This is a genomic window from Xenorhabdus szentirmaii DSM 16338 (genome assembly GCF_002632585.1).
GTDB lineage: Bacteria > Pseudomonadota > Gammaproteobacteria > Enterobacterales > Enterobacteriaceae > Xenorhabdus > Xenorhabdus szentirmaii.
In genome coordinates this window covers 746,911-761,047 of sequence record NZ_NIBV01000001.1, presented here as the reverse complement: position 1 = coordinate 761,047, position 14,137 = coordinate 746,911, and the positions used below count along the sequence as shown (strand labels likewise).

General features: G+C 43.5%; 11 protein-coding genes. 4 read left to right on the top strand and 7 right to left on the bottom strand.

Annotated features, from left to right (window positions below; all coding sequences use genetic code 11):
• The first annotated feature begins 80 nt into the window (after positions 1-80).
• Positions 81-296, top strand: a complete 216-nt coding sequence (rpmE, locus tag Xsze_RS03640) for a 50S ribosomal protein L31 (RefSeq protein WP_038240017.1) — start codon at positions 81-83, stop codon at positions 294-296.
• Positions 297-380: 84 nt separating this feature from the next.
• Here rpmE and metJ read toward each other — a convergent pair whose 3' ends face one another.
• The gene (gene metJ / locus Xsze_RS03635) at positions 381-698 is read right to left on the bottom strand and encodes a met regulon transcriptional regulator MetJ (RefSeq protein ID WP_038240019.1); all 318 of its coding nucleotides are present in this window, start codon (positions 696-698) and stop codon (positions 381-383) included.
• A 356-nt stretch (positions 699-1,054) separates the two neighbouring features.
• Here metJ and metB point away from each other — a divergent pair, with 356 nt between their 5' ends.
• From metB to ppc, 3 genes are all read left to right on the top strand, one after another.
• The gene (gene metB / locus Xsze_RS03630; protein ID WP_038240021.1) at positions 1,055-2,215 is read left to right on the top strand and encodes a cystathionine gamma-synthase; all 1,161 of its coding nucleotides are present in this window, start codon (positions 1,055-1,057) and stop codon (positions 2,213-2,215) included.
• 9 nt (positions 2,216-2,224) lie between these two features.
• Positions 2,225-4,660 carry a bifunctional aspartate kinase/homoserine dehydrogenase II gene (locus Xsze_RS03625; RefSeq protein ID WP_038240023.1) on the top strand — a complete coding sequence of 812 codons (2,436 nt, stop codon included), beginning with the start codon at positions 2,225-2,227 and terminating at the stop codon, positions 4,658-4,660.
• A 276-nt stretch (positions 4,661-4,936) separates the two neighbouring features.
• Entirely contained in the window at positions 4,937-7,573 is a 2,637-nt protein-coding gene (gene ppc / locus Xsze_RS03620) for a phosphoenolpyruvate carboxylase (protein ID WP_038240025.1), read from the top strand.
• A gap of 132 nt (positions 7,574-7,705) precedes the next feature.
• Here the strand turns inward: ppc and Xsze_RS03615 are convergent, their stop codons facing one another.
• From Xsze_RS03615 to metF, 6 genes are all read right to left on the bottom strand, one after another.
• Positions 7,706-8,200 carry a hypothetical protein gene (locus tag Xsze_RS03615; RefSeq protein ID WP_038240028.1) on the bottom strand — a complete coding sequence of 165 codons (495 nt, stop codon included), beginning with the start codon at positions 8,198-8,200 and terminating at the stop codon, positions 7,706-7,708.
• Between the two features lie 295 nt (positions 8,201-8,495).
• A complete protein-coding gene (locus Xsze_RS03605; protein WP_038240033.1) occupies positions 8,496-10,181 on the bottom strand; it encodes a WD40 repeat domain-containing protein in 1,686 nt (561 codons plus the stop codon).
• Between the two features lie 4 nt (positions 10,182-10,185).
• Positions 10,186-10,803, bottom strand: a complete 618-nt coding sequence (ribA, locus tag Xsze_RS03600) for a GTP cyclohydrolase II (protein ID WP_038240035.1) — start codon at positions 10,801-10,803, stop codon at positions 10,186-10,188.
• A 43-nt stretch (positions 10,804-10,846) separates the two neighbouring features.
• Positions 10,847-11,848, bottom strand: coding sequence for a formylglycine-generating enzyme family protein (locus tag Xsze_RS03595; RefSeq protein ID WP_051462467.1), 1,002 nt, complete (start codon positions 11,846-11,848; stop codon positions 10,847-10,849).
• A gap of 57 nt (positions 11,849-11,905) precedes the next feature.
• A complete protein-coding gene (locus Xsze_RS03590) occupies positions 11,906-12,643 on the bottom strand; it encodes a class I SAM-dependent DNA methyltransferase (protein WP_038240039.1) in 738 nt (245 codons plus the stop codon).
• A gap of 442 nt (positions 12,644-13,085) precedes the next feature.
• Positions 13,086-13,973, bottom strand: a complete 888-nt coding sequence (gene metF / locus Xsze_RS03585) for a methylenetetrahydrofolate reductase (protein WP_038240041.1) — start codon at positions 13,971-13,973, stop codon at positions 13,086-13,088.
• Positions 13,974-14,137: the final 164 nt, after the last annotated feature.

Sequence of the window (14,137 nt, the reverse complement as noted above, 5' to 3'; positions counted from 1 at the left end):
ACTTATTTTAATCAACACGACGTGTGGTATCTGGCGGCAACAGGGCTGGATGGCGACACGGCCTTAACAGAGGTTTTCCCATGAAAGCAGGTATCCATCCTAAATACGAAGAAGTTACTGCATCTTGTTCTTGCGGTAATTCAATGAAAATCAAATCCACCGTAGGTCACGCACTGAACCTGGACGTCTGTGGCGAATGCCACCCATTCTATACTGGTAAGCAGCGTGATGTTGCAACAGGTGGTCGTGTTGATCGCTTTAACAAACGTTTCAGCGTTCCAGGCACTAAGAAGTAATGACTTTTTCCTGCCTGCAATCAATGCAGGCAGGTTAGTTGAAACAAAAACGCCCGTTGTTTTGCATCGGGCGTTTTTGTTTCATCAGTATTCCCATGTATCAGGATCAATACCGAGTTCGCGCATCATGGTTTTTGCCGCTTCGGGGATTTCATCATGACGCTCCTTGCGCAAATCATCATCATCAGGCAGTGGTTGTCCAGTGAACGCATGGAGAAAAGCTTCACACAGCAATTCGCTGTTTGTTGCATGACGAAGATTATTTACCTGACGGCGAGTGCGTTCATCGGTCAGTATTTTCAATACCTTTAACGGAATTGAAACCGTAATTTTTTTTACTTGTTCACTTTTTTTGCCATGTTCAGCATAAGGGCTGACATACTCACCATTCCACTCAGCCATGAGATACCTTAAATAGTCTTAAATCAATTCATTGTAACCAGAAATCGGAGAATATTTCTGGTCTGTTGCCATGTCGGTTATGCAGTAGTCTAGCATAATTCCCCCACTGACTATATTGTTCCAATCGCACGAATTCATAAAATATAACCAGAAACAATATAAGGAATATGGGCAATGGCTTGATAGGGTGTATTAAAGCGTAAGTTTGTTTGGATGTCTAGATGTGTTGACGTCTATCTTTCTGGCCGTTATTCTTGCATCTGATTTATTTGGCATAGCACTGATTTTGCATATTTCTAATTTTGCATAGTTCTCATTTTGCATAGTTCTAAGAACAACGACAGCGGGTAAGGGCCATGGAATTCAAACAAGCGACGATAGCAGTTCAGAGTGGTTCAAATATTGATGAACAATACGGATGTGTTGTTCCACCTATTTACCTTTCCAGTACCTATAACTTTACCGGTTTCAATGAACCAAGAGCGCATGATTACTCTCGACGGGGTAATCCCGGTCGCGATGTTGTCCAGCAGGTGCTGGCAGAATTGGAAGGTGGAGCGGGGGCGGTGATAACCAGTAGCGGCATGTCAGCGATTCACCTGCTATGTACTGTTTTTTTGAAACCCGGAGATGTGTTGGTTGCCCCCCATGATTGCTATGGAGGGAGCTATCGTTTGTTTGACAGTCTGAGCAAACGTGGTGCATATCAGGTCATTTTTGTTGATCAGGCGGATGATCAGGCGTTGAAACACGCATTGGCACAAAAACCTAAACTGGTGCTGATTGAAACGCCGAGTAATCCTTTGCTGAGGATTGTGGATATCCAATATATTTGTGGGTTGGCACATGAGGTGGGTGCACTGACGATTGTGGATAATACTTTTCTTAGCCCGGTACTGCAAAAACCACTGGATTTCGGGGCTGATTTAGTGGTCCATTCTTGTACGAAATATCTCAATGGGCACTCTGATCTGATTGCCGGTGCTGTTATTGCCAAAGATCCGGCCATTGCTGAAGATTTAGCATGGTGGGCAAACAACATTGGTGTGACAGGAGCCGCTTTTGACAGTTATCTGTTATTGCGGGGCATCCGCACTTTATCTGCCCGGGTTTTGCTCCAGCAAAATAATGCGGTTGCCATTGCTGATTATTTGCAACAGCAGCCGCAAGTGCAAAAACTCTATTACCCTGCCTTGCCGGATCATCCCGGGCATGACATTGCCATTAAGCAGCAGAAGGGTTTTGGGGCGATGCTGAGTTTCGAATTAAAGGGCGATGAACAGACAGTACGTCGTTTTTTATCTGCGTTAAAATTATTTACTCTGGCCGAATCTCTTGGTGGTGTGGAATCGTTGATATCGCATACAGCAACCATGACACATGCGGGAATGTCGGCTGAAGCAAGGGCTCAGGCAGGGATTACGGATTTGCTTCTTCGTGTCTCTGTGGGAATTGAAGATAGTCAGGATTTAATTGCTGATCTGGACAATGCGTTTCAGGCAGCGGCAACGAGGTAATCATTAATCATGAGTGCACTGGCAACAGCGGGGGCGGAATCTGGCCGCCAGTTACATAAGTTTGGCGGCAGTAGTTTGGCTGATGTGAAATGTTATCAGCGAGTTGCGAATATTATGGCGAACTATAGCCAGCCGGGTGATTTGATGGTGGTATCAGCGGCAGGCAGTACGACCAACCAGTTGATTGACTGGCTGAAAATGAGCCAAAGTGATCGCATCTCGGCACATCAAATCCAACAATCGTTGCGGCGCTATCAGCAAGAACTGATTCGGGGATTATTGCCTGAAACCGTAGCGGAAGAGCTGGTGGCAAAATTTGTTGCTGATCTGGAAAGATTGAGTGCATTGTTGGATAAACCTGTAACCGAGATTACCTATGCAGAAGTCGTTGGCCATGGTGAGATTTGGTCTGCACGCCTGATGGCTGCGGTGCTTGAAGAGCAGGGAATTGCCAGTGAATGGTTGGATGCCCGTCAATTCCTGCGGGCAGAGCGGGCTGCCCAACCGCAGGTTGATGTTGCTCTGTCCCAACCTTTGCTCCAGCAGTTATTAATTCAGAATCCCAGTAAACGCTTGGTCGTGACCGGTTTTATCTCCAGCAATAAAGAGGGGGAAACCGTACTGTTGGGGCGTAATGGCAGCGATTATTCAGCGACTCAGGTCGGCGCATTGGCCGGAACGAAAAGAGTCACGATTTGGAGTGATGTCGCGGGGGTTTACAGTGCAGACCCGCGCAAAGTAAAAGATGCCTGTTTATTACCCTTGCTGCGTCTGGATGAGGCAAGTGAATTAGCGCGCTTAGCTGCGCCGGTACTCCATACCCGCACATTGCAGCCGGTTTCTGTCAGCGATATTGATCTGCAATTGCGTTGCAGCTATCAGCCTGAGCAGGGCTCTACCCGAATTGAACGTGTTCTGGCGACAGGCACGGGGGCGAAGATCGTCACGAGTCATGATGATGTCTGCTTAATTGAATTGCATATTTCCTCATCCCATGATTTCAAGCAAATATACAAAGATATTGACCTGCTATTGAAACGAGCCCAGCTCCGGCCGTTGGCGACAGGGTTGCATACCGACTGCAATTTGATCCAGTTTTGTTATACCTCTGAAGTTGTGGGCAGTGTGATTGAGGTATTGCAGGATGCTTCCTTGCCGGGAAAACTTTTATTACGTGAAGGATTGGCATTGGTTGCGCTGGTGGGAGCGGGAGTGTGCAAGAATCCATTGCACAGCCACCGTTTTTATCAACAGCTCAAAGATCAGCCCGTTGAGTTTATTTGGCATGCAGAAGATGGCATCAGCCTTGTTGCTGTGCTTCGATTGAAACAAACCTCACATTTGATCCAAGGATTGCACCAAAGCCTATTCCGGGCAGAAAAGCGCATTGGCTTGGTGCTATTCGGCAAAGGAAACATTGGTTCGCGTTGGCTGGAACTGTTTGCCCGGGAGCAGAAGAATATTTCCGCCCGCAGTGATTTTGAATTTATTTTGGCGGGGATTGTCGACAGTCGCCGGAGTTTGCTGAATTATCAGGGGATTGATCCCAGCCGTGCACTGGCTTTCTTTGATGATGAGGCGATTGAGCACGAATATGACGCCCTGTTTTTATGGATGAGAGCACATCCTTATGATGATTTGGTTGTGCTTGATGTGACGGCAAGTGAAGACATGGCAAAGGAATATGTTGATTTTGCCAGCTATGGTTTTCATGTTATCAGTGCCAATAAAGTGGCAGGCTCTTCTGACAGCAATACATACCGTAATATTCGCGATGCTTTTGCCAAAACAGGCCGCCATTGGTTATATAACGCCACAGTCGGGGCGGGTCTGCCGATTAATTATTCTGTCAGAGACTTGCGAGAAAGCGGGGATAAGATTTTATCCATCAGCGGGATTTTTTCCGGGACATTATCATGGCTGTTCTTGCAGTTTGACGGAACTGTACCTTTCAGCGATTTAGTGGAACAAGCTTGGCAGCAAGGGCTGACTGAACCTGATCCACGGATTGATCTTTCCGGTCAGGATGTGATGCGTAAGCTGATTATTCTGGCACGCGAAGCGGGTTATGACATCGAGCCTGATCAAGTGCGCGTTGAGTCTCTGGTTCCGCAAGAGGCCAAAACAGGCTCCATTGAAGAGTTTTTTGAAAACAGTGCCGCCATTAATACACAGATGCTACAACGCTTGGAAGCTGCACAGGAAATGGGCATGGTACTCCGGTACGTCGCACGCTTTGATGCCAGTGGTAAGGCGAAAGTTGGCGTAGAAGCGGTACGCAGTGAGCATCCATTGGCGGCATTATTGCCGGGAGATAATGTGTTTGCGATAGAAAGCCGTTGGTATCGTGACAATCCGTTGGTGATCCGTGGGCCGGGCGCAGGGCGGGATGTCACTGCGGGGGCTATCCAATCGGATTTAAATCGCCTGTCACAACTTCTGTAACTCATTCACTTCCCAAAACGGGATTGCAGGCAGGGATATAACATCGATCCCTGCCTTTTTCTCAACCCATCAAACTCGCTCATAAAAGCTTATCAAAAAGAAATCTTGACGAAATTTCATAAAAATCTACTCAAAATAATTCATATTCTGATATGAATAGAGAGTCAAAGATAAACAAAAGAACAGTGATAATCTTGACAGATGCAGGGTAAATGCCGATTGAACCAATTATCAGGTGAAGTGGGCGATATACAGTAACACAAGGCCAGGAACCATATGAATCAACAATATTCCGCAATGCGAAGTAATGTCAGTATGCTCGGCAAGTTGCTGGGCGACACCATCAAAGAAGCTTTGGGTGAAGATATTCTTGAGAAAGTTGAAACAATCAGGAAACTATCCAAATCTTCCCGTGCAGGTAACGAAGTTCATCGCCAGCAACTGTTATCAACATTGGAAAATTTATCCAATGATGAGTTACTGCCTGTCGCCCGTGCGTTTAATCAGTTTTTAAACCTGACTAACGTTGCTGAACAATATCACAGCATTTCGCCACATGGTGAGGCTGCCAGCAATCCGGTAGCACTGGCGGTATTGTTCGAGCGCCTTAAGAAAAAACATTTCAGTCATGATGAATTGGTGCAAGCCGTTGATGACTTATCGATTGAATTGGTCCTGACGGCCCATCCAACAGAAATCGCCCGCCGTACTTTAATTCACAAATTGGTTGAAGTGAATGGTTGTCTGGCACAGCTGGACCACGACGATTTAGCAGATTATGAACGCAATAATATCATGCGTCGATTGCGCCAATTGATCGCCCAGTCATGGCATACCGATGAAATCCGTAAAATTCGCCCCACCCCAATTGATGAAGCAAAATGGGGTTTTGCGGTGGTTGAAAATAGTTTGTGGGAAGGTGTGCCCGCATTTCTGCGTGAATTTAATGAACAGTTGGAAGAATCCATTGGTTACAGTTTGCCGGTGGAGAGTGTGCCGATCCGGTTTACTTCTTGGATGGGGGGAGATCGTGATGGAAACCCTAATGTAACGGCTGAAATTACCCGTCACGTTTTGCTGCTCAGTCGCTGGAAAGCCGCAGATTTATTCTTGAAAGATATTCAGGTATTGGTTTCTGAGCTTTCCATGTCGGAATGTACGCCTGAACTGCGGGCAATGGCCGGAGGTGAACATGTTCTGGAACCTTACCGTGAAATTGCCAAGCAATTGCGGACACAATTAAACAATACACTGGCTTATCTGGAAAAGCACCTCAAGGGTGAGCAAGCATTGCCACCTGCTGATTTGCTCTTGCATAACGAGCAGCTATGGCAGCCGTTGTATGCGTGCTATCAATCATTGAAAGCTTGCGGCATGGAAATTATCGCGAACGGACAACTGCTGGATACCTTGCGCCGAATTCGTTGTTTCGGCCTGTCATTAGTGCGCATTGATATTCGGCAGGAAAGTTCCCGCCATACTGATGCGATTGCAGAACTGACGCAATATTTGGAAATGGGCGATTATGCAAGCTGGCCGGAAATGGATAAACAGGCGTTCCTGCTGCGTGAGCTGAATTCGAAACGTCCGCTTAGCCCGCGTGACTGGCAACCCAGTGCAGAAACTCAAGAAGTTTTCGAAACGTGTAAAGTGATTGCAGAATCGCCGGAAGATGCGATAGCCGCTTATGTTATCTCCATGGCAAAAGTGCCTTCTGACGTGCTGGCAGTGAAATTATTGCTGAAAGAAGCGGGATGCTCGTTGAAACTGCCGGTTGCTCCGCTGTTTGAAACCCTTGATGACCTGAATAATGCAGAAAGCGTTGTTCGGCAACTATTGGGGATTGGATGGTATCGTGATCTGATCCAAAACAAGCAGATGGTCATGATTGGTTATTCTGATTCAGCTAAAGACGCGGGAGTGATGGCAGCGTCCTGGGCACAATACCGGGCGCAGGATGCCCTGATAAAAGAGTGTGAACGGGAAGGGGTCACCCTGACCTTGTTTCACGGGCGTGGCGGTACAATCGGGCGTGGGGGCGCACCGGCGCACTCAGCGTTACTTTCCCAGCCTCCGGGCAGCCTGAAAGGCGGATTGCGGGTAACGGAACAAGGCGAGATGATCCGCTTTAAGTTTGGTTTGCCGCAGGTAACAATCAGCAGCCTTGCGCTGTATACCAGTGCAATTCTGGAAGCAAACTTATTACCGCCACCGGAACCCAAAGCAGAATGGCATCTGATTATGGATACACTTTCGGATGTTTCCTGCGATATGTATCGTGACTATATTCGTGAACAACCGGAGTTCGTGCCCTATTTCCGGGCGGCGACGCCAGAACAAGAGCTGGCGAAATTACCGCTGGGCTCGCGGCCGGCGAAGCGCCGTCCGACGGGGGGGGTTGAGAGTTTGCGTGCGATCCCGTGGATATTCGCCTGGACACAAAACCGTTTGATGTTACCGGCATGGCTGGGCGCTGGGGCGGCGCTTCAACAAGTGATTGATGCCGGTAAGTTATCAGTATTAACCGATATGTGTCATCACTGGCCATTTTTCAACACGCGTATTGCGATGCTGGAGATGGTATTTGCCAAAGCAGATTTATGGTTGGCGGAATATTATGATCAACGGTTAGTAGAGCCTAAACTTTGGCCATTGGGCCAAAAGCTGCGTAACCAGCTTGCGGAAGATATCAAAACAGTACTGACTATTTCGCAGGATGAGCAGTTAATGGCGGATTTGCCGTGGATTGCAGAATCCATCGCATTACGTAACGTGTATACCGATCCGTTGAACGTATTACAGGCGGAATTGTTGCAACGTTCCCGTCAGCAGGAAAATCCTGAACCCCGCCTCGAGCAGGCCTTGATGGTGACCATTGCAGGTGTTGCAGCAGGTATGCGCAATACAGGCTAGTTCTGGCTCTTGCCTGTTTTTAAATAATGAAAGCCGAACAGGAAACTGTTCGGTTGATTTTTTAGCAAAATTAAGAGCCTGATGAAATAGGCTCTTAACATATATGCTTGAGTTGAATCAGAGCAAAATACTCTAAATTTTATTATCGCTCAGTGTTGAATCAACTTGACTCTTATTGTTATTTTTTTTGAGGTAATTTGCTGTCCTCTTGGAGAAGATCAAGTTTATTAATACGGAAAGGTAGAGAGTGAATTGGATAGCAGCAGCAATGAGAGCTCCGGCCCGCTCGGAATCATTGTCGTATTTAAGGTATCTATCATCGATTTCATAGTATGCTTCATATTGCCTAATTAGAAATACGAAGATGAATATTGTCCATGCGAGTAAAAGCACTTTTTTGGCATGTTTTTTGGGTGATAATGTTGAGATAAATCCTAAGATAAATATGCCGAAAACAGCGGTCTTCACGACTAAATAAACTATGAAATAATGTATTGTAGATGTTGATTCGAGCTGCTTGAAGTACACCTGTATTACATTGACTAACTTAATTATGCCGATGAAGTGATCCAGTGAAAAAATTAACAATCCAACTAGCATTACCCAAACACTAAATGGTCTTTTCATTATAAATCCTTTAAAAAATTGATGCGCTCATTCTGTTTTGGGATAGAAATATATCATTATTACAATGTTAGATTAAAATCATTTATGCCCATCTTCATTCAAAAAAGTGGTAATGAAAGCAATCAATAACAGTAAAAAAATTGCAGAATTAAATTTATTTTCTTCTGGGAAAAGCCGAACTATAAGCGATACTTTTGGCTCGGCTTTAGTCAGGTAATCAGGCAGGGCGTACCCCAATGTATGACAGATAGCATAACGCGACTCAGCCCGTTTCAGGGTATAAAAATGAAAATCTTTATGTTCTAACTTCAATTGGATATAGGTTTCCATCATAAGAACTGGCAATAAATGCGTTATCTTTTGATGAATAAGTCATGCATGAGATGCCACTGGTAGTCGGTTTATGGGTAGAAATCCATTTACATTCCCGCAAATCGAATAAGCTAACAGTTCCGCCATAACTTCCCGTTGCAATAATTTGTTGGTCGTCAGAAACAGAAATACATTTTACTGAATGTATATGAGGCGTTTTATGGATTTCAACGTTATTACCTCTCCAAAGCCTCAGAGTGAGATCTCTACCAATGCTTGCAAATCCTTCATTGATAGACGTACAGTCATTGGAAATACGGTCGTGTGCTTTTTCGATATAAGAATGTAATTTAAAATTGTCTATTCTGTGGAATGCAGCGGCGGCATCAGCACATACACTGAATATATATTTATCATTGGCTGCCAGTCCTTTGATTGCATTATCATGCAAAGGCACTGTTTGCAGGAAACACACAGCGCCATTCTCATTGAGATTAAAGATAAGAGCTTCGCCAGTATAAGTTCCTATAGCTACATGGGGTTGCCCATTGCGGGTAAAAGTGACACCACAATTCAGTGGAGAACGGTGTTGATAGATTAATTTACCGCTGATTGCATCAAAAACTTGTCCCATTTGACCACCGGTCAGTATATTTTTCCCAAAAAGGAGAAGGAAATTGCAGAGGGTGCCCATCACAACTTCTGGCTTTCCGTCGATGAATAATATTCCTGCATCGCCAATTGAGTAGGTTTTGTTTTCATAGATTGCTACTGCATTGAGGCTGATCGCGTGTTCAATGCCAGCAAGATCCCAAGTATTTGAGCTATGATCCCAGACGGCATAAGTAGAGCCAAAAGTGACAAAAGCAACCCGCTCTTTACCAAGGAATGCACAACTTCTAGGCCATATAAGGCTAGGCAGAGAACTTTCAGCAAGTTTTTGCAGCGAATTATTGACGAATTCCCATAAAACGACTGAACGATCATAGCTGAGGCTGATTAGGCGGTTATTCTGTTCATCCCAGACTATACGCTTAACACCCGCAGCATGTGCTTGCATGCTTTCTTTGCCTGTCGCATTAACGATGATGAGTTTACCTTCGTCATTGCCAGCAAAGATTGTTCCATCTTTAGCTAAAGCAATAGTATCCGTTTCTACTCCGTTGAGGTCGATACATTCAATTTCGGCCCCTTTGATAGTATCCCAACGACGAATAGTGCCGTCATCACTACTTGATACTAACGTATTACCATCTGTGCTCCAGCTGACAGAAATAACATCAGCATCATGCCCACGCAGGATATGCTGACATTGCCCATTATCAACGCGAAATAGTCGGATGCTTTTATCCCGTGAGCAAGTCGCAACAATATCGCTGGTCGGATTGAAAACCGCCATTTCGACATCGTCTTCATGTCCGAGTAATGCGGTTTTTAGCTGCATGGCAGGAACTTCCCAAATTCGGGCACTATAATCACTACTGGCACTGACTAACCAACGACCATCAGGGCTGAATGAACACTGGTTGGCTAGATGATCATGATTGACGCGATGTATCGCTTGCTTGTTTTGCGCATCCCAAAGGATAACCTGATTATCATAACCAGCGGTGGCTAAGTAACGTTCTTGAAAAGAGGCGATACCACTTATTGGAGAAAAATGTTTCATTTTATTATGACCTTCTTGTAGGAGGGGGATTTAGCTTTATTGAATGGTTTTTCTTATTAACTTTGGTCATAAGATAAAAATGGTTATGTTTAGTGATATAAATACCTGTAGATATCACTTCATCCACCTGTATCCCATGTTCTTTTAATGCAGTCACTTTTTCTGGATTATTTGTGATTAACCGGCAATGAGTAATACCCAGAGCAGTTAACATATTTGCAGCAATAGAAAAGTCTCGTCCATCTTCTGGGAAGTTAAGTTGCTTGTTGGCTTCGAAGGTATCTAATCCTTTATCTTGTAATTTGTAAGCATCTAATTTGGCGTATAATCCAATTCCGCGCCCTTCTTGGCGGAGATATAATAGAATTCCACCTTCTTGACTCATCTGATTTAACGCTTCATGTAATTGTGCGCCACAATCACAACGATGAGAGCCAAAAACATCGCCAGTTAAACATTCAGAATGAATGCGTACGAGTGGAGATTTATTTCTATATTCACCCATGATAATAGCAATGTGTTCATTTGGTGATGTAAATCCTTCAAATGAAACGAAGGAGGCAATATGCCCTTCTGAAAGAATGGGAATATCAACTGAGTTTCTTACGCGGCATGTGATCATAATTTATATTTCTTTTGTTGTAGTTTATGAAAAATATCTACTTTTATGAGCAGACGCTTTCGGCAAGGCGAAAACCCATAACGTAAATTTCTCTGGGGAATTTTCCATGGCGGCGAGTATTTCTGGTGAGATCTCGAAAGCGGGTATAACTTCCTCCCCGGGCTACACGGTGTTTACCTTGAATATTGACTAAATCGTCTTGTACGGTTATTCCTCCAGGATAAGCTGTGTAGTTTTCCATAACATATTCTTCTACGTTGCCGGCCATATCTAAACATCCGAAAGGTGATGCACCGCAAGTGAACATACCTACTGGCGTTGTGGTAAATATCCCGCTTTCTGCTGTATTGGCATGGTTTGGCAGAAATTGATCCCCCCAAGGAAATTGCAGATTGGCAGGGCCTGCTGCTGCATATTCCCATTCTGCTTCACTGGGCAGCCGGAATGTTCTTCCTGTTTTCTCTGATAGCCATTTGCTATAGCAATCGGCGTCTTCTGTGGTAATTCCAGAAACTGGATGATTAGCAATTTCAAAAGGGTAGCGTCCTAAAAACCAATTATCAGGTAATCGGCTCTCACCACTGTCTTGCAAAAAAGTAATATATTCACCATTAGTCACAGGGTATTTCCCTATGCGATAAGGATTCACATGAACTTGGTGGCGAGGTATTTCTTTGGCTATCCAGTCACGTTCTAAATTTAAATCAGCAAGCTCAGCCATGGTGGGATCTAGATTTTCAGCAAGTAATCCAATATTAATATTCCCGCCAGGCACATCTATCATTTGGGGAGCCAGTGGTTTTAGTCTTGGATCTCCTGCATATGAAAGTAAATTCCCCGCGGCATAACGATATTCCAGAGGGTAATCTGTACTTTCAAGTATTTCTAACCAGTTATTTATAGATCCTTTTGCCAGCTTTCGGAATTCATCTAAATTCAATTTTAAATTTCGTGATGGAGTATAGCTCTCTGGCAATCCAAGTAACTTTCTGTCAGTTAAAAAAGGCGAGGCTTTTTCTAAATATGGTGAATGAAAGTGTTTCATATCAATTAGCCATTTCAATGAAATAGATTCGGTCAATATAAATAACAGATGTCAAATCTAAAATTGGCAGATAAAACCAGTTTGAAGACAATTGTTCTGATAGGTATCCCAGAATCCTTCTGGGTATTTCTCTATATCACTATTTAAAATCAGTGGCTTTCTCCATTCAAAACTTTTGAACCCGGATTTTTTACTGGTAAGCTCATACTGTTCTCGGCTCCATTTATAAAATGTGAAAGGAACCGGTGGCGTAGATACATATTCTGCTTTATAACGAAAACCTCCATTCCAGTTTTCCTCTTTAAGAATATTGATGCCATAGGGGGTGCAATTTCCTTTGCTTAATTGATAATCTGGCTCAATTGTGTAGGAAATTAATTTCCCAGAAAGTTTCAAGTTATTGGCAATAACTTGAAACATTTTTTCAAGATTTGCTATTGAAGTTGCATAGTTAAATAACCATACTGCATTTACGATATCGAATTTTCCAAATGACCCCATATTGCGGACATCAATGACATAAAATTCAATGTCATCACCATTTATTCTGGATTTCTCTCTTGCAATTTCTATCATTTTTTCTGAAATATCGACGCCAATAACTTTAGATGCACCGTTCTTTCGTAGTTCACGGCCGTAATAGCCAAATCCACAAGCTAAATCTAGTATGGATTTTCCTTTCACATCGCCGAGCATATCTAATATAGTCTGGACTTCGATTTTACGTTGAGGAATTGTCTCCGTAATTTGTATATAAGATTCTCCAATAGAATCATAGGACTCTTCATTTTTCATTATTATTTTCCCTCGGAAATATATTAATTAATAAATGTTTTTTGTTGTTTTATAGTATGATGAGTTTGATAATTTAATTGCTGAATGGAATAAGGTAGGCGTTGCTATGTATTTTTTATTGTATAAAAATACTGGTATGACATCTTATCTATATTAAGAAATATTAATGAGGTGTATTTTTGTTGTTTTTACTTTGTCTGCTAATACTAATTTTGCGAAATGAATTTTGCAATTTTATTTATTATATAAGGATGATTAAAAAATATTATTAACTTTGATGGTTCAATTAAATAAAAAACCATGTGTGGTAACATATAGGGTTTCTCATCGAATAAAAGCACACAGTTGATATTGGTGTAACGATTTGATGGCTTTGTTGCAGATGTTATTGGCATAAAGCCGAACTATCATTCAGTCCGGCTTTTTGGGTTAAATGGGGCAATTATACAGGGCGTACCCCCAATGTATGACAAATGGCATAACTCAACTCAGCCCGGTTCAGGGTATAAAAATGAAAATCTTTCACACCTTCGCGACTGAGAATTTTCACCATATCCATTGCAATGGATGCCCCAACTAAATTACGGCTTTCCGGATCATCATCCAATCCTTCAAACATTCTGGTCATCCAGCTTGGAATGCGGACATTGGTCATCGTGGCAAATCGTTGTAACTGACGGAAGTTTGAAACAGGTAAAATACCCGGCACAATTTCTACATCAATTCCTGTTGCGACACAGCGATCGCGAAAACGCAGATAGCTTTCTACATCAAAAAAGAATTGAGTAATGGCGCGGTTGGCACCTGCATCAATTTTACGTTTCAGGTTAATTAGATCGGCCTGTGCACTTTTCGCCTCCGGGTGTACTTCGGGATAAGCTGCGACGGAAATATCAAAATCTGCCTCTTTTTTTAATAGCTCAACTAAATCAGCCCCATACATTTCGGGTTTACCGCAATGATTGGGCAAATCCCCGCGTAGCGCCACAATATGACGAATACCACTGTGCCAATAGTCATGCGCAATATTGCGCAGTGTTTCACGGCTGGCATCAATGCAAGTCAGGTGCGGAGCTGCATCAAGGCCGGTTTTCTCTTTGATCCCTTTGATAATGCTATGGGTACGATTGCGTTCGCCTGAGTTGGCACCATAGGTGACAGAAACAAACTTAGGTTTTAGTTTGCTCAGTCGATCAATGGATTTCCACAGGGTCTGTTCCATCTCAGCAGTACTGGGTGGAAAGAATTCAAAAGAAACGTGAATTTGCCCGTCAAGTTCAGCCAAATTCTGATTCAGCGCCTCTCGCTGATTAGCGTGAAAAAAACTCATACCCTGTGCCCTCTTGAATAAGCGGCGTTTTTTTGTGATATCCGCTCTAAAATAGATGCTTAAATGTTTAAATGTCTATACGTTTAGATGTCTAAAAGAATGAGCGAAGAGGGATTTTTAGTCAATCGAGAAATGGCTTATTCCCAATGAGGAATATTCAAAGT